This is a genomic window from Micromonospora sp. NPDC048898 (assembly GCF_043198035.1).
Lineage (GTDB): Bacteria > Actinomycetota > Actinomycetes > Mycobacteriales > Micromonosporaceae > Micromonospora.
Genome location: NZ_JBICUF010000001.1, coordinates 387,237 through 410,799, shown reverse-complemented (window position 1 = coordinate 410,799; position 23,563 = coordinate 387,237). Strand labels below are relative to the sequence as shown.

At 72.8% G+C, this 23,563-nt stretch carries 22 protein-coding genes; 14 read left to right on the top strand and 8 right to left on the bottom strand.

Annotated elements, in window-relative coordinates; translation table 11 throughout:
• Positions 1-86 precede the first annotated feature (86 nt).
• Positions 87-3,746 carry a SpoIIE family protein phosphatase gene (locus ACGFIQ_RS01975; RefSeq protein WP_393237836.1) on the top strand — a complete coding sequence of 1,220 codons (3,660 nt, stop codon included), beginning with the start codon at positions 87-89 and terminating at the stop codon, positions 3,744-3,746.
• Positions 3,747-3,793: 47 nt separating this feature from the next.
• Here ACGFIQ_RS01975 and ACGFIQ_RS01970 read toward each other — a convergent pair whose 3' ends face one another.
• The gene (locus tag ACGFIQ_RS01970) at positions 3,794-4,108 is read right to left on the bottom strand and encodes an STAS domain-containing protein (RefSeq protein ID WP_393237833.1); all 315 of its coding nucleotides are present in this window, start codon (positions 4,106-4,108) and stop codon (positions 3,794-3,796) included.
• 95 nt (positions 4,109-4,203) lie between these two features.
• Here ACGFIQ_RS01970 and map point away from each other — a divergent pair, with 95 nt between their 5' ends.
• The gene (map, locus tag ACGFIQ_RS01965) at positions 4,204-5,061 is read left to right on the top strand and encodes a type I methionyl aminopeptidase (protein WP_393237830.1); all 858 of its coding nucleotides are present in this window, start codon (positions 4,204-4,206) and stop codon (positions 5,059-5,061) included.
• A 55-nt stretch (positions 5,062-5,116) separates the two neighbouring features.
• Positions 5,117-5,830, top strand: a complete 714-nt coding sequence (locus ACGFIQ_RS01960) for a VIT1/CCC1 transporter family protein (RefSeq protein ID WP_393237827.1) — start codon at positions 5,117-5,119, stop codon at positions 5,828-5,830.
• Between the two features lie 32 nt (positions 5,831-5,862).
• Here the strand turns inward: ACGFIQ_RS01960 and ACGFIQ_RS01955 are convergent, their stop codons facing one another.
• The 6 genes from ACGFIQ_RS01955 to ACGFIQ_RS01930 form a co-directional block, all read right to left on the bottom strand.
• A complete protein-coding gene (locus ACGFIQ_RS01955) occupies positions 5,863-6,345 on the bottom strand; it encodes a nitroreductase/quinone reductase family protein (protein ID WP_393237825.1) in 483 nt (160 codons plus the stop codon).
• Between the two features lie 83 nt (positions 6,346-6,428).
• Positions 6,429-9,200: an FtsX-like permease family protein gene (locus ACGFIQ_RS01950; RefSeq protein WP_393237822.1), complete on the bottom strand. Its 2,772-nt coding sequence runs from the start codon at positions 9,198-9,200 to the stop codon at positions 6,429-6,431.
• Positions 9,197-9,931: an ABC transporter ATP-binding protein gene (locus ACGFIQ_RS01945; protein WP_393237819.1), complete on the bottom strand. Its 735-nt coding sequence runs from the start codon at positions 9,929-9,931 to the stop codon at positions 9,197-9,199. The genes ACGFIQ_RS01950 and ACGFIQ_RS01945 overlap by 4 nt, the downstream gene beginning before the upstream one ends.
• Positions 9,928-10,530, bottom strand: coding sequence for a PadR family transcriptional regulator (locus ACGFIQ_RS01940; protein WP_393237816.1), 603 nt, complete (start codon positions 10,528-10,530; stop codon positions 9,928-9,930). The genes ACGFIQ_RS01945 and ACGFIQ_RS01940 overlap by 4 nt, the downstream gene beginning before the upstream one ends.
• A gap of 52 nt (positions 10,531-10,582) precedes the next feature.
• Positions 10,583-11,020, bottom strand: coding sequence for a ferritin-like domain-containing protein (locus tag ACGFIQ_RS01935; RefSeq protein ID WP_393237813.1), 438 nt, complete (start codon positions 11,018-11,020; stop codon positions 10,583-10,585).
• Positions 11,017-11,541: a hypothetical protein gene (locus ACGFIQ_RS01930; RefSeq protein ID WP_393240292.1), complete on the bottom strand. Its 525-nt coding sequence runs from the start codon at positions 11,539-11,541 to the stop codon at positions 11,017-11,019. The genes ACGFIQ_RS01935 and ACGFIQ_RS01930 overlap by 4 nt, the downstream gene beginning before the upstream one ends.
• Before the next feature lie 155 nt (positions 11,542-11,696).
• On the opposite strand from ACGFIQ_RS01930, the gene rimP reads away from it, so the two are divergent.
• From rimP to ACGFIQ_RS01885, 9 genes are all read left to right on the top strand, one after another.
• A complete protein-coding gene (gene rimP, locus ACGFIQ_RS01925; protein WP_393240289.1) occupies positions 11,697-12,386 on the top strand; it encodes a ribosome maturation factor RimP in 690 nt (229 codons plus the stop codon).
• Positions 12,383-13,426 (top strand): transcription termination factor NusA, encoded by a 1,044-nt coding sequence (nusA, locus tag ACGFIQ_RS01920; protein WP_393237810.1) that lies wholly within the window; start codon positions 12,383-12,385, stop codon positions 13,424-13,426. The genes rimP and nusA overlap by 4 nt, the downstream gene beginning before the upstream one ends.
• 16 nt (positions 13,427-13,442) lie before the next feature.
• Positions 13,443-13,775 carry a YlxR family protein gene (locus tag ACGFIQ_RS01915; protein WP_393237807.1) on the top strand — a complete coding sequence of 111 codons (333 nt, stop codon included), beginning with the start codon at positions 13,443-13,445 and terminating at the stop codon, positions 13,773-13,775.
• 93 nt (positions 13,776-13,868) lie between these two features.
• Positions 13,869-16,892: a translation initiation factor IF-2 gene (infB, locus tag ACGFIQ_RS01910; RefSeq protein ID WP_393237804.1), complete on the top strand. Its 3,024-nt coding sequence runs from the start codon at positions 13,869-13,871 to the stop codon at positions 16,890-16,892.
• Positions 16,893-16,982: 90 nt separating this feature from the next.
• Positions 16,983-17,279, top strand: coding sequence for a DUF503 domain-containing protein (locus tag ACGFIQ_RS01905; RefSeq protein ID WP_030489481.1), 297 nt, complete (start codon positions 16,983-16,985; stop codon positions 17,277-17,279).
• A 125-nt stretch (positions 17,280-17,404) separates the two neighbouring features.
• Positions 17,405-17,905, top strand: coding sequence for a 30S ribosome-binding factor RbfA (rbfA, locus tag ACGFIQ_RS01900; RefSeq protein ID WP_357073144.1), 501 nt, complete (start codon positions 17,405-17,407; stop codon positions 17,903-17,905).
• A 53-nt stretch (positions 17,906-17,958) separates the two neighbouring features.
• Entirely contained in the window at positions 17,959-18,960 is a 1,002-nt protein-coding gene (locus ACGFIQ_RS01895) for a bifunctional oligoribonuclease/PAP phosphatase NrnA (protein ID WP_393240286.1), read from the top strand.
• Between the two features lie 102 nt (positions 18,961-19,062).
• Positions 19,063-19,470, top strand: coding sequence for a hypothetical protein (locus ACGFIQ_RS01890; RefSeq protein ID WP_393237800.1), 408 nt, complete (start codon positions 19,063-19,065; stop codon positions 19,468-19,470).
• Complete coding sequence (locus ACGFIQ_RS01885; protein WP_357073285.1) at positions 19,470-19,679, top strand: DUF6186 family protein; 210 nt, start codon at positions 19,470-19,472, stop codon at positions 19,677-19,679. Before ACGFIQ_RS01890 ends, ACGFIQ_RS01885 begins: the two co-directional genes overlap by 1 nt.
• A 441-nt stretch (positions 19,680-20,120) precedes the next feature.
• Here ACGFIQ_RS01885 and ACGFIQ_RS01880 read toward each other — a convergent pair whose 3' ends face one another.
• The gene (locus tag ACGFIQ_RS01880; RefSeq protein WP_393237797.1) at positions 20,121-20,966 is read right to left on the bottom strand and encodes a hypothetical protein; all 846 of its coding nucleotides are present in this window, start codon (positions 20,964-20,966) and stop codon (positions 20,121-20,123) included.
• Positions 20,967-21,135: 169 nt separating this feature from the next.
• On the opposite strand from ACGFIQ_RS01880, the gene ACGFIQ_RS01875 reads away from it, so the two are divergent.
• Positions 21,136-22,464: an MATE family efflux transporter gene (locus ACGFIQ_RS01875; RefSeq protein WP_393237794.1), complete on the top strand. Its 1,329-nt coding sequence runs from the start codon at positions 21,136-21,138 to the stop codon at positions 22,462-22,464.
• A 217-nt stretch (positions 22,465-22,681) separates the two neighbouring features.
• The gene (gene truB / locus ACGFIQ_RS01870; RefSeq protein ID WP_393240283.1) at positions 22,682-23,524 is read left to right on the top strand and encodes a tRNA pseudouridine(55) synthase TruB; all 843 of its coding nucleotides are present in this window, start codon (positions 22,682-22,684) and stop codon (positions 23,522-23,524) included.
• Positions 23,525-23,563: the final 39 nt, after the last annotated feature.

Genomic DNA, 23,563 nt, shown 5'->3' with positions numbered 1-23,563 from the left:
TTACGTTGCTGGTCCGCTGGGGTACAAGTCGAGGCACGGCGGGTAAAGATCAACGGTCGCGGGGTGCCGGCCGGAGCGGAGGCTGTATGAGCTCGGCCCAGGGGGGTGCGGACATCGGGCGTTTCGTCGCGCCCGGTCCGCAGGCTCCTCCGATGCTGGCGGCGGCGTTCGCGGCCGGCGGCGAGATGGGCGAGCTGATCAGCGGCTTCGACTGGTCCACCGGCCCGCTGGGCGAGCCCGCCCGCTGGCCGCCGGCGCTCTCCAACGCGGTCGGCATGATGCTCGCCTCCAGTGCGCAGATCGTCATGTTCTGGGGCGACGAGCAGCTCGCCTTCTACAACGACGCGTACCGACCGACCATCGGCGGCAAGCATCCGGAGGCGCTCGGCCAACCGGCCCGGCAGCACTGGGCGGAGACCTGGTCGGTGCTCGGTCCGCTGCTCGACGGCGTGCGGAGCACCGGGTGCTCCTACCGCGGTGACGACCACCCCTTCCTGCTGGACCGGCACGGCTTCGTCGAGCAGACCTACTTCAACGTCTCGTACGACCCGATCCGGGGCGCCGACGGCTCGGTCAGTGGCGTCTACTGCATCGTCAACGAGACCACCGGCCGGGTGCTCGGCGAGCGCCGGCTGCGGGCACTCGCCGAGCTGGGTGCCGAGTTGACCGACACGGGCAGTGTTGCCGAACTCGGCCGGAGCGTCGCCGAGGTGCTCGGCCGGCACCGGGCGGACGTGCCCTTCGCCCTGATCTACCTGGCCGACGACAGCGGTCGTCTCGCCCTGGCCGGGTCCACCGGCACCGCCCCGGCCGCGGTCGGCGACACCGCCGAGCTGCTGGCCCGGGTCACCGCCGACACCGCGCCCGCGACCGTCGACGTGGCCGACCTGCTCGACCCGCCGCCGGCCGACGCCGCCGACCAGGCCCTCGTGCTGCCCCTCACCGCGACCAACCAGACGGTCGGCGCGCTTGTCGTCGGCGTGGCCCGCCAACTCCCGCTCGGCGCCGACTACCGCGACTTCCTGGAGCTGATCGCCGCCCAGGTCTCCCGCGCGGCCGGCACCCAGCGGGCGTACGAGCAGGAGCGGGCCCGCGCCGCCGAGCTGGCCGCACTGGACCTGGCGAAGACCAACTTCTTCGCCAACGTCAGCCACGAGTTCCGCACCCCGCTGACCCTGGTGCTCGGCCCGCTGGAGGACATGCTGGCCGACCCGGCGCTGCCCCCGGCCGACACCGACCGGCTCACCATGATGCACCGCAACGCGCTGCGGCTGCTCAAACTGGTCAACACCGTGCTGGACTTCTCCCGGTTGGAGTCCGGTCGCCTCGTCGCCCGCTACCAGCCCACCGACCTCGCCAGCTACACCGCCCGGCTGGCCGGCACCTTCCGCTCGGCGACCGACCGGGCCGGGCTGCGGCTGGTGGTGGACTGTCCACCCTTGCCGGCGCCGGTCTTCGTCGACCGGGACATGTGGGAGAAGATCGTCCTCAACCTGGTGTCGAACGCCGTCAAGTTCACCTTCGACGGCGAGATCCGGGTGCGGATCCGGGCGATGGATGGCACGGCCCGACTGGAGGTGACGGACACCGGCGTCGGCATCCTGCCGGACGAGCTGCCGCACGTCTTCGAGCGGTTCCACCGGGTGCCCGGCGTTCGCGCCCGCACCCACGAGGGCACCGGGATCGGCCTGGCGCTGGTCCGGGAGCTGGTCGAGATGCACGGCGGCGAGACCGGGCTGGTCAGCCAGGTCGACGAGGGCAGCACCTTCACGGTGACAGTCCCGTTCGGGTCGGCACACCTGCCCGCGGACCGGGTCGCGGCCTTCGACCTGCTGCCCCCGGGTGAGCCCGAGCAGGCCCGGCTCTACGTGGCGGAGACCGCGTTCTGGACCGGCGTCGAGCCGACGCCCGAGGTCGCCGGCCGACCGACGAACGGCGCGCCGGCCGGCCGGATCCTGGTCGTCGACGACAACGTGGACCTGCGCGAGCACGTCACCCGACTACTCTCCCCGACCTGGGAGGTGGTCACCGCGAGCGACGGGCTGGCCGCTCTGCCGCTGGCCCGCGAGGGTGGGTTCGACCTGGTGCTCAGCGACGTGATGATGCCCCGACTGGACGGGTTCGGGCTGGTCGCCGCGCTGCGTGCGGACCCGCGTACCCGTCATGTGCCGATCGTGCTGCTCTCCGCGCGGGCCGGCTCCGCGGAGGCCGTCGCCGGTCTCTCCGCCGGCGCCGACGACTACCTCACCAAGCCGTTCTCCGGCCAGGAGCTGATCGCCCGGGTCCGGGCCAACGTCGAGCTGGGTCAGCTCCGTGGCCAGATCATCCGTCGGCTCCGGGCGCTGGCCGACGCGGCGGTGGCGGTGAACACCGCCCGGTCCACCGCCGACGTGCTCCAGGTCGCCGCCCGGCACGCGTTGTGCCTCGCCGAGGCCGCGCGGGTGGTGGTCACCGCCGCCGGGGCCCGGTCCGAGGCGGACACCGGCGGCGCCACCGCCGCCGACCCGTCCTTCGTTGCCGAACTGACCGGCACCGCCGGCGAACCGCTGGGCGAGCTGCGGGTCTGGCGTCCGGCCGGTGACGACGCGCAGACCGACGAGGCCGCCTTGACCCAACTGGCCCGGCTGGTCGGGGTACGCCTGGAAAACGCCCAGCTCTACGAAGCCGAACACCGCATCGCGACCACCCTGCAGCACAGCTTGCTGCCCCGGTCGCTGCCGCAGCTACCGGGAGCGGTGTTGGCCAGCCGGTACCTGCCCGGCACCGCCGACGTCGAGGTCGGCGGCGACTGGTACGACGCGATAAACGTCGAGGACGACGACCTGGTGCTGGTCATCGGCGACGTGGTCGGCAAGGGCGTCCAGGCCGCGGCGGCGATGGGGCAACTGCGCAACGCGCTGCGGGCGTACCTGCTGGAGGGCTACGACCCGGGCGAGTCGCTGACCCGGCTCAACCGGCTGGTCGGCTCCACCGATGGTCGCTCCTTCGCCACTGTGGTCTGTCTGCTGTTCCACCCACGCACCGGCCGGCTGCGGTACGCGAGCGCCGGTCACCCGTCCCCGCTGGTGATCAGAGGAGGTGACGTGTCGTTCCTGCACGACCGTGCGCTCGGCCCACCGATCGGCGCGATCCCCGACGCGACGTACGAGGCGGTCGACGGCGAGTTGGTAGCCGGCAGCCGGCTGCTGCTCTACACCGACGGGCTGATCGAGGACCGTCAGCTCGGCATCGACGCGGCGCTGGCCCAACTGCGCGTCGACGCGGCGACCCCCAGTGAGCACGTGGTCGACCTGATCGACGCGGTCGTCGAGCGGGTCGACGGGCGTCCGCGCCGCGACGACGTGGCGGTCCTCGCCCTTGAGGCGGCCGAGCTGAACCGTTTCGCGTTGCGGCTGCCGGCGGACCCGACCCGGCTGAGCGTGCTGCGCAAGCGCCTGGAGGACTTCCTCGTCGCGCACGCCGTCGACGAGACGGACGTGTTCGACCTGACCGTGGCGGTCTCCGAAGCCGCGGCCAACGCCATCGAGCATCCGGTCCACCCGGCCGAGCCGATGATCAGCGTGGCGGTGGCCATCGAGGGCCGGACGGTGACGGCCACCGTGCGCGACAGCGGCCAGTGGCGTGAGTCGACAGGCTCCGGCTTCCGGGGACGTGGCCTGGCGCTGATCAGGGCGTTGGGTGAGCTGTCGGTGCGGCGCACCGAGGAGGGCACCGAAGTGACGCTGCGCCGGGAGTTGCGGGGCTGACCGCGCGCCCGGCGGCGGCTGATGGCCCGGCCCGGCGGGCAGCCAGCTCAGGCCGGACGGAGCCAGCTCTGCTCGCCCAGGCCGGAGATCTCCAACACGCGGCGGACCTGCCGCGACGGCAGGACGGTGAGCACGCCCGGAAACTGCTGGGCGAGCCGGACCAGGGCGTGGATGGCGGCCGAGTCGAAGAAGGTGACGGCGCTCAGGTCGAGGGTGATCCGCCGGGCGGGCTCGCGCAACGCGGTCTGGAGCATGGTGTCGGCGGTCGCCATGTCGACCTCACCGGCCACCACCACCTGGAGGTGGTCACCGTCGATCTCCGCGCTGGCGGAGAAGACGGGTGGTGCTCCCCCTTGATCCACGCTGCCACCATGGCACAGCCGACCTGGCAGGGCAACAACCCCCTTCCAGCGCCCGTGGCGCGGGTCACCAGCGGCCCCGGCGATAGGCTGATGGCATGACCGTCCGTCCGCCGCTGACGCCAGGCGCGCTGTCCCCGATGCGTCAGGTGCCACCCCAGATCGCCCGACCGGAGTACGTGGGCAAGGAGCGCCCGATCCAGTGGCGCGGCTCGCACGTGCAGACGCCGGAGACCATCGAGAAGATGCGGATCGCCAGCCGGCTCGCCGCCCAGGCGACCCAGCTCGCCGGCGAGCACTGCAAGCCCGGCGTGACCACCGACGAGATCGACAAGGTGGTGCACGAGTTCCTCTGCGACCACGGCGCGTACCCGTCGACACTCGGCTACAAGGGCTTCCCGAAGTCCTGCTGCACCAGCCTCAACGAGGTCATCTGCCACGGCATCCCGGACTCCACGGTCCTGGCCGACGGCGACATCATCAACGTCGACGTGACCGCGTACATCGGTGGGGTGCACGGTGACACCGATGCCACCTTCTGCGTCGGCGAGGTCAGCGAGGAGGCCCGGCTGCTTGTCGAGCGGACCCACGAGGCGATGATGCGCGGCATCCGCGCGGTCGTCCCGGGACGGCAGATCAACGTGGTGGGCCGGGTCATCGAGTCGTACGCCAAGCGGTTCGGCTACGGCGTGGTCCGCGACTTCACCGGCCACGGCATCGGCGAGGCCTTCCACAGCGGTCTCTACGTGCCGCACTACGACAGCCCGCGGCCCACCGACATCATGGAGCCGGGCATGACGTTCACCATCGAGCCGATGATCACACTCGGCACCTACCAGTACGACATGTGGGACGACGGGTGGACCGTGGTCACCAAGGACCGGAAGTGGACGGCCCAGTTCGAGCACACCATCGTGGTGACCGACGACGGCCACGAGATCCTGACCCTTCCGTGAGCGCGAGGAACGCAGCGAAGCGGAGTCCCGCAGTCGCGAACGAAGGGCAGGCGCCGTGACCGACACCCCAGCGGCGCTGCTCGAGGCGCACCACGCGGACGTCTCCGGCGGGTGGCTGCGCCCGGCCGTCTTCGGCGCGATGGACGGTCTGGTCACCAACATCGCCCTGATCGCCGGCGTCGGCGGCGGCGGGGTGTCGCCCCGCAACATCGTGCTGACCGGCACCGCAGGCCTGGTGGCCGGTGCGATCTCGATGGGCCTCGGCGAATACACGAGCGTCCGCTCCGCCAACGAGCAGGTCGCCGCCGAGGTGGCCAAGGAGCGACGCGAGCTGGAACGGCATCCGGAGGCGGAGGCCCGGGAGTTGGCCGACGCCTGGGTGGCCCGGGGGCTGCCCCGCGACCTGGCCACCCAGGTCGCCGAGGCGGTGCGGCGCGACCCGGAGGAGGCCCTGCGGGTGCACGTCCGTGAGGAGTTGGGCGTCGACCCCGACGACCAGCCCAGCCCGTGGGCGGCGGCGATCTCGTCGTTCCTGTTCTTCTCGGCGGGCGCGCTGGTGCCGCTCCTGACCTACCTGTTCGGCGCCACCGAGCTGTGGCTGGCCCTCGCCGTCGGCGGGCTCGGGTTGTTCGCCGCCGGCGCGGTGGTGGCCCGCTTCACCCAACGCCCGTGGTGGACCAGCGGGCTGCGGCAACTGCTGCTGGGTGCCGCGGCCGCCGGCGCCACCTACCTGATCGGCTCGCTGATCGGTGTGCCGGGCGGGCTCTGACGCGGCCCGGGCCGCTCGCGGGCCGGCTCGTCCTAGCCGGCCGACGGCGGGCCGGTCGGCACGAGCCGGAAGATGTGGATCTCCCGGCCACCGGCCCGTTGCACGTACGTGCGGTACGCGGGCCACTCGGTCACCAGCAGCTGCCACAGCCGGTCCCGTTCGGCGCCGGACGCCCGCTCGGCCCGCACCGCGATCCGCCGGCCCTTGACGTCCACCGCGGCGGTGGGATCGGCGAGCAGGTTCATCGCCCAACCGGGGTGCTGGGTCTGCCCCCAGTTGGAGCCGATCACCACGTAGGTGTCGCCGTCGGGCACGTAGAGCAGGGGATTGCTGCGGGGCCTGCCGGAGCGGCGGCCGGTCGTCGTGATCACCAGGGACGGGATCAGGCCGAGCGCGACCACCCGCCCCCGGGTGAGTCGACCGACCACCCGGTCGGCGGGGACCAGCAGGCGTGCGGCGGCGCCGAACCAGCGGTGATGACCGACTCGACGGGTGATGTTTCCCAGCGCTGACACGCCGATCAGTCTGCCGGCTGCCCGGCCCCGGCGGCACCCCCGTACGCGCCCGGATCGTCAGCCGGCCGGCCACCGCACCGGCGTCAGTCCAGCCGCCGTTCGATCGGCAGCCGGGCGCGGGTGAACAGGCCCGCCCCGAGCATCGCCACCACCGGCACCAGCACCAGGACCCCGAGCGCGGGCCAGGGCACCAGCAGGGGGTACGGATCGGACGCCGGCCAGTCGCTGGCGTACTCGCGGTTGACCGAGACCAGCACGATCGCGGCGGTGCCGAGGCCGGCCACGATGCCGAGCACCGAACCGACACCGGCGATGATTCCAGCCTGGCAGATCGCCAGCATTCGGCGTACCGACGGCGCCGCGCCGACGGCCGCGAGGGTGGTCAGCTCCGCGCGCCCCTCGGCGGCGGCGAGCGCGGTGGCGATCCCCGCCGCCCCCACCGTGATCACCCCGGCCGCCGCCGCGAGCAGCAGCAGCAACGGTGAGATGTCGTTGGGACCACCGCCGTACTCCACGGACACCATGAAGGTGCCGAAGGGCCGCAGTGCGCTGGTGAACCGTTGCTCCTGATGCCGGTCCGGCGGGGTCGAGGTGCCGATCACCCAACCGGCCGGCGACCAGGTCAGGCCGAGGTGCCGGGCCGCGGACGCGGAGAGCAGCAGCTGGGGTTGGCTGACCACCCCGCTCAGCGCGTACCCGGGCAGGTCGGCGGCGGTGGACCCGTCCGTCCCGGAATCCACCTGGTTCACCCGTACCGTCACCAGGCCGTCGTGCAGGTAGCGCGGGTCGGTCACCACCACGCCGCCGGCGCGCAGCACGGCGGTGGCGGCGGCGGTCGTCGCCGGGTCCGCACCGGTGAGCAGCGGCAGTGCGGTCCCGTCATCCACTCCGGTCTGCACGTAGCCGCCGTCGTAGCCCAGTGGGCCGGTCCGACAACGCGGGTCGGCCCGAGCCTGCCGACGCTGCGCCGCGGAGAGATCGACCCCCGGCTGCCAGGGGCATACCTGCGCGGGTGGGAGCGCCGGCGCGACGTCGCAGTAACCCCTCCGGGACGCGCAACCCACCGAGTTGATCGGGGCGATCGTGTCGGCACCCAAGTGCTCCCGGGCGATGGTGGCGACCTGGGCCAGGGTCGGTTGCCGCGCTGATTCGTTCGCGTAGACCAGCACGTTGCCGGTCGGCACCAACGGTTGGTAGGCGCGCGACTGTCGGGCGTCGCTGCTGGCCAGGAACCCACCGAGCGCCACACTGCTGGCGACCGCGGCCATCACGGCGCAGATGGCGGGCGCCGCGGCCGCCCGGTTGCGACTGGCGTCGCGCAGCGCGATTCGCGGTGCCAACGGCAGCATCCGGCCGAGCCGGGCGAGCGCGCCGATCAGCGTGGGCGTGCAGCACACCAGGCCCAACTCGCCGAGGATGAGGCCGGCGAGGACCACCGCCGGGGAGGTACGGGTGGCCCCGAACGCCGCCAACCCCGCCCCGCCGACCACCAGCGACAGACCGAAGGCCAACCACCGGGTCCGGGACACCGGTGGGGTACGCCGTCCGGCGAGCCCGGCGCTGACGTCCTGCCGTGCGGCGGTCCAGGCCGGTGCCAGCGCGGCGAGCACCCCGGCCAGCACCGCGACCCCGCCGAGCAGCACCAGCGCGATCGGCCAGCACCGGTACCCACCGAAGCGGGCGTGGAAGACGTACTGCTCCACCAGCGGACGACCGGCGAACGCCGCGGCGACGCCGACCAGCAGGCCGGCGACGGCGCCCAGCACACCCAGCACCACGCCGTCGGCCAGCACGACCCGGCGAAGCTGGGCGGCATCCCCGCCGGCCACCGCGACGAGCGCCAGATCCCGCCGTCGGCGACGGATGCCGACCGCGAAGGCCGGGCCGACCAGCAGCACGACCTCCAGCAGCCCGAGGCCGGCGATGAGCACACCGGTGCTCAGGTCGCCGGTGCCGCTCGGGTCGACCGGGCCGAGCCACGTCCGCTTCCGATCGTCGGCCGGTGGACGGGTGGTGACCACCACCCCACGCTCGTTGAGTCGGGACACCAGCGCGGCGTCGACGGTGCCGGGCACGTCCGCCAGCCAGCTGGTCGCCGAGCTGGAACCGGTCGGTGGCACCGCACCCGGATGCAGCGCCACCACCATTCCGAGATCGTCGGGGAACTCGACCACCCCCACCACGGTGTACGCGCGGCTCCCGTCGGCGAGGGCCACGGCGCGGCCGAGGCGCAGGTCCAGGCGGCGTAGCGCCGCCGGACTCACCGCGACCTCGCCGGGCTGCCGCGGTGCCCGGCCCGCCCGGAACCGCACCAGCCCGCGGGCCAACGGATCGTCGAGGTCCAGCACCCGCCCTTCCACGTCCTCGTCGAGGCGCGGGCCCCGCAGGGTCAGCGGGATGCGGGCGCGCACCTCGGTGACCCGACTGCCCGGTCCCAGCAGCGCACTCACCTGGGCGGAGGTGGCCCGGGCGTGGGGTGGCTGCTGCCCGCCGTCCCGGACGTACCAGGTGTCACCCTCCTCGTCCTGTCGCACCGGCGCGTCGGCGATCCAGCGCAGCTCCGCGTCGGCCACGCCGAGCCGACGGTCGACCCCTTCGGCCGGGGTCAGCTCGGCCATGTCGTAGCTCGCCGCGAGGAAGGCCAGCGCCGCCACCGGCAGGGCGATCATCGCGAGCACCAGGGCGGTCCGGCGGCGGGCCCGGCGGGACTCCCGCCGGGCGATCCGCAGCGCCGCCCGCCAGGAGCCGGTCAGCTCGGCGAACAGCCGTCGGCCGACCGGGGCGCCGGGCGAGACCGGCCGCGCCGTCGCGGTGTCGACCGGAGCGGGGGCCCGCGTCGGACGGCGGATCGTCACCGGCCGCTGCCGGACAGCAACTGGTCGACGCTGCCCAGCGGTGCCGTCGTGTCGACCAGGATGCCGTCGCGCAGGAACACCACCCGGTCGGCCCAGCCGGCGTGCCGTGCCTCGTGGGTGACGAGCACCCCGGCGGCACCCGCGTCGATCCGGCGGCGGAGCAGGTGCAGCACCGCCTCGCCGGTCTGCGAGTCCAGTGCCCCGGTGGGCTCGTCGGCGAGCACCAGCCGCCGTTCGCCCACCAACGCGCGGGCAATGGCCACCCGCTGCTGCTGCCCGCCGGAGAGCTGGTCCGGAAAGCGGTCACCCAACGCGGGTAGACCCACCTCGGTGAGCGCGGCCATGGCCAGTCCGCGAGCCTGCCGTCCGCTGGTGCCGTCCAGCTCCAGCGGAAGCGCCACGTTCTCCACCGCGCTCAGACTGCCCAGCAGGTTGAGCTCCTGGAAGATGTAACCGATCCGACGGCGGCGCAGTTGGGCCAGACCGCGACGGTCCAGCGCCCCCAGCGGTTGCCCCTCCACCCGGACCTCGCCGTTGGTCGGGCGGTCCAGGCCACCGGCGAGGGCCAGCAACGTCGACTTGCCGGAGCCGGACGGGCCCATCACGGCGACCAGCTCGCCGGGCCGAACGACCAGGCTGACCCCGCGTAACGCGTGCACCGCGGCCGGTCCGGCACCGTGGGTGCGGTGGACGGCGCGGAGCTCCAGCACCGCGTCGTCCGGCCCGCTCACCGTCGGGCCTCCTCGCCGGCCCAGCGCGCCCCGTCCCGCGCGTCGGCGTCACCCGCGCGTGGCGGGGGAGGTGCCGGGCCGCTGGGCCGGTGGCGCACCAGACTGGTCTCGCAGTGGTCCAGCCAGCGCACCTCCGCCTCGGCCTGGAAGACCATCGAGTCCAGTACGAGGCGCCAGGGAAGGTCCTCCGGTCGGTCGCTGCCGTACTTCAGCCGGGTCAGCTCCTGCAGAGCCCGCATCGTCGCGCTGCGCTGGGCCTGCACCACCGAGCGGACGTCCACCCCCGGGGTGGTCAACGCCAGGGCCAGCTTGATCGCCAGCTCGTCGCGGGGTCTGTCGTTGCGGCTGACCGGCGTGGCGAACCACAGCGCCAGGTCTGCCCGGCCGGCGTCGGTGATCTCGTACGGGCGCTGACCGGCCTCGCTCTCCGGCAGCGGGCGCACCAGACCGTCTCGTTCCAACCGGGACAGCGTGGTGTAGACCTGCCCGATGTTCAGTGGCCAGGTCGAGCCGGTCGACTCCTCGAACGCGGCGCGCAGCTGGTAGCCATACATCTGGCCGCGTTCGAGCAGGGCGAGCAACCCGTGACGGATGGACATGGCCACGGAGTATGCATACCTGGTATGCGTACCGCAACCGGAGCGGAACGGTTCAGGTTGGCCGACCGGGAAATGGGACAGTCAGCGGGGTCAGCCCGGCCGTCCTGCGCCACCGGGTGGCCCGCACCGCGTACTCGACGAGGGCGGCCAGCGCCTGGTTGCGTTCGGCTCCGGTGGTGGACGCCAGAGCGGCCCGCCAGTGCGCGGCCGTGCGGTCCTCCACCTCCGCGGCGAGCCGCAGGGCGCTGGCCCGGTCGGTGACCGGGAACGGCAGCGCGTACCCGGCGCGGTCGGGCGGCACGACGCCGCCGGCCGCGCTCAGTTGCACCACGAGCGCGTCGCGTCGGCTTCGATGCGCGGCCTCGGCCTGGTGCGCGGCGTCCCGCGCCGCCCCGGTGAGTCGGACCCCGATCCGGCCGTAGGCGTAGATGGCCGCGTACTCGGCGGACAGGGCGGAGGCGAGCGCCTCCCCGGCGGACGGCTGCCTCACTTCAGTGCCTCCTGGTGGGTGGCTCGGGCGGCGGCGATCGACCCGAGCAGTGCGGCCCGTTCCGCGCTCGCCGCGGCGCAGGCGGCGGTGGCCGACTGCTGGGCGGTCTTCTCCAACCTGCGCAGGGCGGCGAGCGCGCCGGCCTGGTCGGCGGCGGGGGCGGTGGTGGGTGTGGCGGCCGCGGTCGGCAGGGCGACGCCGATCACCCGGGCCAGCTCGGTGGCGTGCGCGGTGTGCGCCTCGGCGATCGGGCCGAGCCGCCCGGCCAGGTCGGGATGCGCGGTCGCGCTCGCCTGGTATGCGGCGGCGAGCGCGAGTGACTCGTCCACCATCGGCCGCAGCGGGTCCGGTGGTGGCGCCGGTTGATCGTCACGGTCGAAAAGATCACAGCCGGTCAGCGGCACCGCGGCGCCGCCGAGCGCCAGCAGCGCCCCGGCGCGCAAGAGCTTTCGCCGGGAATGTCCGGATGCATGGTCGCGCTGTGTCGTTCTGCCGGTCCCCACCCGGCAAGTCAACACCATGCCCGCCGGTTCGGGGGCCACCGCCGTCGGTGCGCCGCCCGGCCCACCGGCGGGCAGGCGCGTTACGCTCTGCGCAGCCACCGGCGCGTCTGCTCCGGTGGTGTGCCGGCATGTCGGGACGACCGATCACCGTCGACCAGGGAGAGGGTGCGGAGATGACGCAGCGTGGCCGTGCCACCAGGTCGACTGGGCGACCCCGCGACGGCGCGGGTCCCCGTGGCGGTGACCTCGCAGCGCGGCGTGCCCGGTTGCGGGCCGTGATCGAGCCGGTGGTCAACGACGCCGGCTACGACCTGGAGGACCTGACCGTTTCCCGGGCCGGTCGCCGGCACGTGGTGCGGGTGATGGTGGACGCCGACGGCGGGATCGACCTGGACGCCGTGGCCGACGTCTCCCGCGCGGTCTCGGCCGCCCTGGACGCCGCCGAGGAGACCGGTGGCGACATCGTCGCCGGGGAATACCAACTGGAGGTCAGCTCGCCGGGCGTCGACCGGCCACTCACCCTGCCCCGCCACTGGCGGCGCAACGTGGGCCGGCTGGTCAAGGTCACCGCTCGGGGCGGGGCCGCGTTGCCCGGCCAGCGTGGCGAGCAGCCCGCCGGCGACCGCCAGCTCACCGGCCGGGTGGTCGCGGCCGACGACGAGGGCGTGCACCTGGAGACCGACGGCGGTCGCGCCTCCTGGACGTACGCCCAGCTTGGCCCCGGCCGTGTGCAGGTCGAGTTCACCCGGCTCGCCGAACTCGGCGAGCCGGACGAAGAGTTCGACGACACGGACGACTCAGACGAGATCGACGATTCAGACGACATCGACGACGAAGATGATGTGGAGGACGAGGAGAGGTGAACATCGACCTCGCGGCGCTGCGCGCACTCGAGCGCGAGCGGGAGATCCCGTTCGACACGATTCTCGCGGCGATCGAGACCGCGTTGCTGACCGCCTACCGGCACACCGATGGTGCCGAACCGCACGCCCGGGTGGAGATCGACCGCAGGTCGGGCGCAGCCCTGGTGTACGCGCAGGAGATGGACTCCGACGGCAGTCTGGTGCGGGAGTGGGACGACACCCCGCACGACTTCGGCCGGATCGCCGCCATGACCGCCAAGCAGGTGATTCTCCAGCGTCTGCGGGAGGCCACCGACGAGGTGCACTTCGGTGAGTACGTGGGCCGCGAGGGTGACCTGGTCACCGGCGTGGTGCAGGCGCACGAGACGCGTACGGAGAAGGGCATCGTCAGCGTCGACCTCGGCAAGTTGGAGGGCGTGCTGCCGCAGTCCGAGCAGGTGCCCGGCGAGCGGTACGCGCACGGCGAGCGGGTCCGCTGTGTCGTGGTGCACGTGGCCAAGGGCATGCGCGGGCCGCAGATCACCCTGTCCCGGTCGCACCCGGCGCTTGTGAAGAAGCTGTTCGCGTTGGAGGTGCCGGAGATCGCCGACGGCACTGTGGAGATCGGCGCGATCGCCCGTGAGGCAGGTCACCGCACGAAGATCGCCGTACGATCCACCACCCCCGGCGTGAACGCCAAGGGCGCCTGCATCGGCCCGATGGGTCAGCGGGTGCGGGCCGTGATGAGCGAGTTGCACGGTGAGAAGATCGACATTATCGACTGGTCGGACGACCCGGCCACCTTCGTCGGCAACGCGTTGTCGCCGGCCAAGGCACTGCGGGTCGAGGTGGTCGACCTGGCGAATCGGGCCGCCCGGGTGACGGTTCCCGACTTCCAGCTCTCGCTCGCGATCGGCCGGGAGGGGCAGAATGCCCGACTCGCGGCCCGATTGACCGGTTGGCGGATCGACATTCGGTCCGACGCGGAGCAGACCGCTCCCGCCGCGCGTGCGGCAGCTGATCACGTGCGGGAGCCGGGCGGCGCGATCTCGGGCAGCTAGGGGTAGACTTCTTCCAGTGGTACGACGCACAACGCCGGAACGCACCTGTGTGGGTTGTCGGCAACGTGCGCCGGCCAGCGAATTGCTGCGGATCGTCGCGGTCCGGGACGGGGCTGGTCTCAGTCTCCGGCCTGATCCGCGCCGCAGGCTGCCGGGTCGGGGAGCGAACATGCACCCGGATCCGGCCTGCTTCGCGCTGGCGGTGCGGCGCCGCGCTTTCGGGCGTGCGCTGCGCAGCACCGAGGTCCTCGACCACGGTGTGCTGGCGGAGCACGTCGATGCGCCAACCACTACGTCCGGTCAGCCCGACCGGGCGAGGGTCGCTAGCAGGGTAGGACGACCGACATGAGCACACGATGAAGTCCCTGAAATGACCAGGCTTCAAGTGCACGAGTGAGGTCGCTGCGGGTGCTGCCCGCACGACCTCGGAGTGAGGAGTGCAGTGGCAGGCAAGGCCCGCGTACACGAGCTTGCAAAAGAGCTCGGGGTCGAGAGTAAGACCGTTCTCGCCAAGCTGAAGGAAATGGGCGAGTTCGTGAAGTCCGCGTCCAGCACCGTCGAGGCGCCCGTCGCCCGACGGCTGCGTAACGCATTCGTCGCGTCCGCCGGTGCTCCGGCACCGGCCGCCCCGTCGGCGCCCGCGCCGACGACGGCTTCCAACCCGACCCCGACGCTGTCCCCGACCCCGGGCGCGCCCCGGGTCTCGGCCAAGCCGATGCCGCCTCGGCGGCCGGCCGCGCCGGCACCCGGCCCGAAGCCGAAGGGCCCGGTGCCCGCCGCACCGCAGCCCGCGGCTCCGGTCGCCAAGCCGGCGAGTGCCCACGACATCGAGGTGGCGGCCGCCGAGGCGCGCGCCGCCGCGCTGAAGGCTGACCAGGAGGCCGCGGTCAAGGCCGCGCAGGCCGCCCGCCAGCAGCAGCGGGACAACCCCGTTCGCCGGGAGCCTCCGGCTGACGGCGGCAACCGTCCCGGTCCTCGGCCGGGTCCCGCCGCGATGCCTCCCCGTCCCGGTTCGCCGGCCGCTCGTCCGAGCACGCCGGCTCCCGGTCCGGGTGCCCGGCCTGGCGGTCGTCCGCCGGCGCGTGGCGCCGGTAACAACCCGTTCGGCATCCAGGGTGGCCAGCAGCAGCGGCCCCCGGCCGCCGGTGCGGGTGGTCCCCGGCCCAACAGCCCGGCGGGCATGCCGCCGCGGCCGAGTCCCAACTCCATGCCGCCGCGGCCCAGTCCGGCGTCCATGCCGAGCCAGCGTCCGGCTGCTGGTCGCCCCGGTCCCGGTGGCGCTGGTCGCCCCGGCGGTGGTGGCGGTGCCGGTCGTCCCGGTGGCGGCGGCGGTGGCTTCCGTGGCGGTCCCGGCGGTGGCGCCGGCGGCGGTGGCGGTTACCGCGGCGGCCCTGGTGGCGGCGCGGGTGCCGGCGGCGGCGGTGGCTACCGTGGCGGTCCCGGCGGCGGTGGCGGTGCTCCCGGTGGCGGTTTCCGCCCGGGTGCTCCCTCCGGTGGCGGCGGTCGTCCGGGTGCGGGTGGTCGTGGCCGTGGCGGCGGCGCCGCGGGTGCCTTCGGGCGTCCGGGTGGCCGGCCGACGCGCGGTCGCAAGTCCAAGAAGCAGCGCAGACAGGAGTTCGACAACCTGTCGGCTCCGACCATGAGCTCGGGTGCTCCCCGGGGTCAGGGTCAGATCGTCCGGCTCTCCCGTGGCGCCTCGCTGTCGGACTTCGCCGACAAGATCAACGCCAACCCGGGTTCGCTGGTCCAGGAGATGTTCAACCTGGGCGAGATGGTCACCGCGACCCAGTCCTGTTCTGACGACACCCTCCACCTGCTGGGTGAGCACCTGGGCTTCGACATCCAGATCGTCAGCCCGGAGGACGAGGACCGCGAGCTGCTCGCGCAGTTCAACATCGACCTCGACGCGGAGGTGGCCGAGGAGCGTCTGGTCAGCCGTGCGCCGGTGGTGACCGTCATGGGTCACGTCGACCACGGTAAGACCAAGCTGCTCGACGCGATCCGCAAGGCGAACGTCGTGGCCGGTGAGGCGGGTGGCATCACCCAGCACATCGGTGCGTACCAGGTCCACGTCCCGCACGAGGGCGAGGACCGGGCGGTCACCTTCATCGACACCCCGGGTCACGAGGCGTTCACCGCCATGCGTGCTCGTGGTGCCCAGGTGACGGACATCGTGATCCTGGTGGTCGCGGCCGACGACGGCGTGATGCCGCAGACCATCGAGGCGTTGAACCACGCCAAGGCGGCCGACGTGCCGATCGTGGTCGCGGTCAACAAGGTCGACAAGCCGGACGCCAACCCGGACAAGGTCCGCCAGCAGCTGACCGAGTACGGCCTGGTCGCCGAGGAGTACGGCGGCGAGACCATGTTCGTCAACGTGGCCGCCAAGCCGGGCATCGGCATCGAGGAGTTGCTCGAGGCTGTCCTGCTGACCGCCGACGCGTCGCTGGAGCTGACCGCTCCGATCGACGGGCCGGCGCAGGGTGTGGCCATCGAGGCGCACCTGGACAAGGGCCGCGGTGCGGTGGCGACGGTGCTCGTGCAGAAGGGCACCCTGCGGGCAGGCGACTCGATCGTCGCCGGTGGGGCGCACGGCCGGGTCCGGGCCATGCTCGACGAGAACGGCAACCAGCTCACCGAGGCTGGGCCGGCGCGTCCGGTCATGGTGCTGGGTCTGACCGCGCCGCCCGGCGCGGGCGACACGTTCCTCGCCGCGGCGGACGACCGCACGGTGCGGCAGATCGCCGAGCAGCGGCAGGCACGGCGGCGGGCGGCGTCCTTCGCCAACTCCCGTGGTCGGGCCACTCTTGAGACGCTCATGGAGCAGCTCAAGGAGGGCGAGAAGACCTCGCTCAACCTCATCCTCAAGGGCGATGTCTCCGGTTCGGTGGAGGCTCTGGAGGACGCGCTGTTCAACCTCGACATCCCCGAGGAGGTCCAGCTCAAGGTCCTCGACCGGGGCGTGGGCGCGATCACCGAGAGCAACGTCATGCTCGCGAGCGCCTCGTCCGAGCCGGTCACGATCATCGGCTTCAACGTGCGGGCCTCCAACAAGGTCCGTGAGATGGCCGACCGCGAGGGCGTGGAGATCCGGTATTACACCGTCATCTACCAGGCCATCGAGGAGATCGAGGCAGCGCTCAAGGGCCTGCTCAAGCCGGAGTACGAGGAGGTCGAGCTGGGCAGCGCGGAGATCCGCGACGTCTTCCGCTCGTCCAAGATCGGCAACATCTCCGGTTGCATCGTCCGGGCCGGCGTCATCCGACGCAACGCGAAGGCTCGCCTGCTTCGGGACGGGGCGGTCGTGGCGGACAACCTCACGATCAGCTCGCTGAAGCGGTTCAAGGACGACGCCACCGAGGTCCGCGAGGGCTTCGAGTGTGGTCTGACCCTGGGTAGTTACAACAACGTCCAGGTCGGCGACGTCATCGAGACCTTCGAGATGCGGGAGAAGGTTCGCGCCTGATCCGGCAGTGACACGCTGATCAAGGGGTTTACGCCGTTCGGCGTAAACCCCTTGATCATGCGGGGTGGGTTGGCGGTATCGTCCGGGGCGATGTTCACCGGAACCGCGGTCTTCGACCTGCTGCTGCCGGGCGACTCCAGGTCGCTCAAGGCCAAGAGATCATACGTACGGCCGATCGTGGCTGCGCTGCGCCGCTTCGAGGTGTCGGCCGCCGAGGTGGGAGCGCTCGACCTGCACGGTCGAGCGCAACTGGCGGTGGCCGTGGTGGCCGCCGAGACGGCGCACGTCCGCGAGGTGCTCGACTCCTGTGAGCGCCTGGTGGCCGGTCGCCCCGAGGTCGAGCTGCTGTCGGTCCGCCGCCGGCTGTACGGCGTGGACGACGACTGACCCCGGAGCCGGCTGTGCCGGGCGACCGGTGCGGCCGCGAAGGTAGTGTTCGAGATGTTGGCCGGTCGGCTGGCGGCCCCGGGTCGCCGGGTCGACCGGGAGCAGGACGCCGTGGAGGTGGCGAGATGTCTGATCCGGCCAAGGTACGCCGGCACGCGGAACGGGTGCGTGAGCTGGTCGCGTCGGTGGTGCGGAGCCAGATCAAGGACCCGCGGCTCGGGATGATCACCATCACCGACGCCCGGATCACCGCGGACCTGCGGGACGCGACGGTGTTCTACACGGTGCTCGGTGACGCGGTGGCCCAGGCCGACACCGCGGCGGCGCTGGAGAGCGCCAAGGGGCTGCTGCGCAGCACCGTCGGCAAGGCCCTCGGGCTGCGGCACTCGCCGACCCTCACGTTCGTCCTCGACGACGTGCAGGACCAGGTCAAGCACATCGACGACCTGCTCGCCGCCGCGCGCAACGCCGACGCGGAGGTGCAGCGGCTCGCCGCCCAGGCGAAGTACGCGGGCGAGGCGCAGCCGTACCGGGTCGACGACGAGACGGATGAGGGTGACGAGGCGGACGAGGCTGACGCGGCCACCGACGTCACGGGGGCCCCGCGGGGTGGGGAAACGCGGTGACCAGCACCGCCAGCGTTCCGCTTGCCGGTGCGGCCGGGGTCGGCCCCGCCGAGATGGACTGGGCTGCCGCCGAGGCGCTGGTGCGGGCTCTCCCGTCGACCGCCCGGGTGCTGCTGATCTGCCACGTCAACCCGGACGGCGACGCGCTGGGCAGCATGCTCGGCTTCGGTCTGGGTCTGCGGCAGTTCGGCGTCCGCGAGGTGCAGGCGACGTTCCCGGGGCCACCGGAGGTGCCCGAGCCGTTCCGGGGGCTGCCCGGTCTGGACCTGCTGGTCCCGGCGGACGCCGCCGACCCGGCACCGGACCTGGTGATCTGCTTCGACGCGGCGAGCGAGTCGCGCCTCGGTGAGCTGGCCGGGCGGTTGTCGTCGGCGGGGGCGGCGCTGGTGCTCGATCACCACGCCTCGAACTCCGGCTTCGGCACGGTCAACCTGGTGGACCCGGGCGCCGCGGCGACATCGGTGGTGGCGGAGCAACTGCTGGCCCGGCTCGGGGTGGTGGTGGATCCGGCCATCGCGGAGTGCCTCTACGTGGCACTGACCACGGATACCGGGTCGTTCCGGTTCGCGGCGACCACCCCGGCGGTGCACCAGATGGCCGCCCGGTTGTTGGCGACCGGCATCTCTCCCGGGGACATCTCCCGGCGGGTCTTCGACACCCGCCCGTTCGGGGCGGTGCGTCTCTTCGGTGAGGTGCTCGGCCGGGCCCGGCTGGAGCCGGCGGCCGCTGGCGGCCGAGGCTTCGTCTGGACCTTCGCCACGCTCGACGACCTGGCCCGGCACGACCAGCGTCCGTACGTGCTGGAGGCGCTCATCGACTCGGTGCGGTGCACCGCCGAGGCGGATGTGAGCTGTGTGGTCAAGCAGGTCACACCCGGCGAGTGGGCGGTGTCGATGCGCAGCAAGGGCGCGGTGGACGTCAGCCGGGTCGCGGTCACGCTGGGCGGTGGTGGCCACACGTTCGCGGCCGGGTTCACCGGTCGGGGCACCGTCGAGCAGGTGGTCGAGTCGATCCGCGGTCAACTGGACGCGGCGTTGATCCGCCCCGGCGCCTGACGGCGGCGTTCGCCGCCATCGATCGGTCGATCCGGAAGATCAGGGTCAGCTCCGGGGAGTGTTGGTCTTCCCGCGCTCCGTGAGACCGGGAAGAATTGCGGGATGGAGCAGCCGCACGACCTCACCGTGGAGGCCCCCCGCGCCTGGGACCGGCCCGCCGTCTCCGTTCCCGTCCTCGTCTGCCTGTCGCTTGTCGGCGGCCGGTTCGCGTCGTTCTCCACCGAGGCCAATCTGTTCACCCTTGGCACCGGTGGCGTGCTGATCTGGCTCGGTCTGAGCAATCGGGTGCCTCGTCGACCGGCACCGCGCCGGCTGGGCTCGGGGGCGGTCTGGTGGGCGGTGCCGGTGGTGGTCTTCGGTGTCTTCGAGGGGGTGACCTTCGTGCTGGCCGCCGGTGACGACTTTCCCACCTTCTCCCGGCTGGCCGACCCTCTCCTGGAGGATCAGCTGACCCGCTCGGCGGTGTGGTTCGCCTGGCTGACCGCTTTCTGGGGGCTGGTGCGGCGATGATGCGGGCGCTCGCGATCGGCGGTTTCCTCACCGCGTTGGTGCTCTTCGCGGTGGTCGAGTGGATGGCCCGGCGGGAGGGTTCCCGCATTCCCACGCTGGGCGAGGTCTGCGCGTACGTGATGCGGTACGAGGTGGGCCCGGTGCCGGTGGGCCGAATCGGTCTGTTCGGGTTCTGGTGGTGGCTGGGCTGGCACTTCCTGGCCCGCTGAGCCGGCGCACCGCCTGTCCAAATGACGGGAAACGAGCGCAGCATGTGAACCTGAACGATAACTTGGGAGAAGGCCGGTGCCGCGTAGCGGCGCAGGTCATGGGTGGTGGCGCCACACCTCGTGCCGCCTCCCCTCGGGGTCGGATCGACCCGGGCTCACGCTGCCCAGCCGGCTGCTCCGGTAATCCCGGACCGCCGTGGGGCGCTCAGCACGACCGCCCGTGAGGGGCTGCCGCAGGCCGGTGGCCCACGCCCTGGAAGGACCACCACCATGCCGAACAAGCCCAAGCCCGAGACCACGGACGACGCCCGCGAACAGGCCCGCCGCGCGCTGCAGACGTCGATGGACACCCGTCAGTGACTCTTCTCGACCGGTGGTGACGCCGTCGATGCGTCGCGCCGACGGCGTCACCGTCCGGCCGCCAGTGGGGGGTCGAGTCGTTCAGGACAGGAACGTGTCCAGGGCTGCCTCGATGGTGCCGGAGTCCGGCGCCGCGTACGCCCGCATGGTGGTCCTGTCGTACGAGATGAAACTCGGGCACCTGTTCGTCGGGGCGGTCACGGTGCCGCCGTCGCCGATCTTCTCGGCGGTCCTGGCCGCGTAGAAGGTCAGGGTGTAGCGCGACGAGACGTAGTCGACGCTGACCTGCTTTTCCGCCTTGTCCTTGTACTGACACTTCTTCGGGGCGCCCTGGCTGCCCTCGACGAACTTCAGGCAGCCGACCACCGACACCTTCTGGTAGTCCGCGCCCTTGGCGTAGTAGGACTTGTCCGAGGGGACGTACGTCGACGACCAGGACGTCGGCCGGTCGGGGTTGTTCGAGAACGTGTACGCCTTGGCGCCGGCCGGGCCGCCGTAGGGCGCCGCGTTCAGGATCGGGCTGCCTTCGCAGACGTTCGCCAGGTCGCTGGAGTAGCGGGCGGTCATCGAGTTGTTGTTCGGTGCATCCGCCTGCCCCGGCGTGGGGACGGCCCCCGTGCCCGGAGTGCTGCCGGCGCCAGGAGTGGGGGTGGCGGCCGTGCCCCGTTCGGACTCGTCGTCACCGTAGGCGACCAGGATGCCGATTCCCGCGCCGCAGATGGCGAGCATGACGACCACCGCGCCGGCGACCAGCCCGATGATCAGGCCCTTGTTCGACTTGTTCGGCGCCGGCGGCAGTGGTGTGCCGTAGTACGGCTGGGGTGGTGGTTGTCCGTACGGCGGGTAGCCACCCTGCGGTGGGGCCGGGGGGCCGCTCCAGGGGGTGACGTTCGGGTCGGGCGGAGGGTAACTGTCGCTCACTGTCATATGGCCTATCGCTGTCGTGGTGCCCCCGCGTGGGAGCCTCGGACAGGGTAGTGAGCGCCGCAAGCCGGGATGGGAGCGCGTCGACGTCCGCCGAGCCGGCCGCGAGGTGGACCCGTAAGTTACCAGCGGCCTTGTGCTCCTTACCGTAGCCATGTCAGGATCGGCGGCGATGAGCCAGACCGCCGCCGCACCCACCCACCGAGGCGCCTCGCCGCGGCGGATCGCCAGCCTCGCCCTGCCGGCCCTCGTGGTGCTCGCCGCCGAGCCGCTCTACGTGCTCGTCGACACGGCGGTGGTCGGCCACCTCGGCCGGGTGCCGCTCGCCGCGCTCGCCGTCGGCGGCACGGTGATGACGCTCACCGCCTGGGTCGGCACCGTTGTCGCGTACGGCACCACCGGGCGCGCCGCCCGTCGCTTCGGTGCGGGTGACCGGGCCGCCGCGGTGGCCGAGGGAGTCCAGTCGTCCTGGCTGGCGTTCGGTGTCGGTCTGCTGATCGCGATCGGCATGCAGTTCGGCGGGGGCGCGCTCGCGCGTACCCTCGCCGGTGGTGCCGGCGACGTGGCCGACGCGGCCGCCCACTGGCTGCGGATCGCGGCCCTCGGCGCTCCCGGCCTGCTGCTCGCCGCCGCCGGCAACGGCTGGCTGCGCGGCGTGCAGGACACCCGCCGCCCGCTGTTCTTCGTGCTCGGCCCCAACCTGCTCTCCGCGCTGCTCTGCCCGCTGCTGGTCTACCCCGGTGGGCTGGGTCTGGTCGGTTCGGCGGTGGCGAACGTCGTCGCGCAGACGCTCTGCGGGACGCTCTTCGCCGCGGCGCTGGTCGCCGAGCGGGTGTCGCTGCGGCCCCGGCCCCGGGTGATCCGCCAGCAGTTGGTGCTCAGCCGGGACCTGCTGATCCGTGGGCTGGCGTTCCAGGCCAGTTTCCTCTCCGCGACCGCCGTCGCCGCCCGGTTCGGTGCCGCCGCCGTCGGTGCCCACCAGATCGCCCTGCAACTCTGGTTCTTCACCGCGTTGGTGCTCGACGCTCTCGCGATCGCCGCCCAGTCCCTCGTCGGCGCCGCGCTCGGCGCTGGCGACGACGTGGGCGCGCGGGCGCTCGCCCGCCGGATCGGGCTGCTCGGCGGCATCTGCGGCGTCGGCTTCGCGCTGCTCGTGGCCGCTGGCGCCGGCGTCGTTCCGTCGTGGTTCAGCTCCGATGCCGGGGTACGCGCACAGGCCATGACGGCCTGGCCGTGGTTCGTCCTCATGCTGCCGCTGGCCGGGGTGGTGTTCGCCCTCGACGGCGTGCTGATCGGCGCGGGGGACGTGCGGTACCTGCGCAACCTCACCATCGTGGCGGCCCTCGGCGGGTTCCTGCCGGCGATCTGGCTGACGTACGCCCTCGACCTCGGGCTGGGCGGCATCTGGGCCGGGCTCACCCTGTTCGTGGTGATCCGGCTGGTCGCCCTGCTGCTGCGCCTGCGCAGCGGCGGCTGGGCGGTAACCGGCGCGATCCGCTGACCTCGACATCCGCGCCGATCTTGCACTTTCGGTCGCCTGTATGCGGTGAATGGCACCGTGTGTCGGGGCAGAAACTGCAAGATCGCGGGAAGCGGGGGGTGAGGGCCGGCTGGGGTGGGCGGGGGCCACCCCGCGACTACTGTCACCGACCGGCGGTCTGGCAGGCTTGGGTGTCGTGAGCACCGATGGTCTGATCGTGGTGGACAAGCCCGGCGGCATGACGTCGCACGACGTGGTGGCGCGGATCCGCCGCCTGGCGAAGACGCGGCGGGTCGGGCACGGCGGCACCCTCGACCCGATGGCCACCGGTGTGCTGGTGATCGGTGTGGGCCGGGCCACCCGGCTGCTGACCTACGTGATCGGCGCGGGCAAGAGCTACGCCGCCACCATCCGGCTCGGTCAGGCCACCGTCACCGACGACGCCGAGGGCGACGTCATCGCCACCACCCCGGCCGGGCAGGTCACCGACGACGCGATCCGGTCGGGGCTGGCCGCGCTCAGCGGCGAGGTCGACCAGGTGCCGAGCGCGGTCAGCGCCATCAAGATCGACGGGCAGCGGGCGTACAAGCGGGTCCGCGACGGGGAGAGCGTCGAGCTGCCGGCGCGGCGGGTCACCATCTCCCGCCTGGAGGTGCTGGCGATCCGCCGCACCGAGCCGGACGTGGTGGACGTGGACGTGGACGTGACCTGCTCCTCCGGCACGTACATCCGGGCCATCGCCCGGGACGCGGGCCTGGCGCTCGGCGTCGGTGGCCACCTGACGGCCCTGCGGCGGACCGCGGTCGGCGGCTTCAGCCTGGCCGAGGCGGCCACCCTCGACGAGCTGGAGCAGCGCGCCCCGGACGTGGTGAACCTGCCGCTGGACGCGGCGGCCGACCGATTCTTCCCGCGCCGGGAGGCCACGCCCGACGAGGCCCGGGTGCTCGCCCACGGCGGGCCACTGGACCCGGCCGGCCGCACCGGGCCGTACGCCGTCTTCGGGCCGGAGGGCGGTCTGATCGCTATCGTCAGCGAGCGGGACGGGCGGGCTCGGGCGGAGATCGTGCTCGCCCCGGCCTGACGGGTCGGAAGGCAGGCCCGCCGGCCCCGGCCGGCGGTG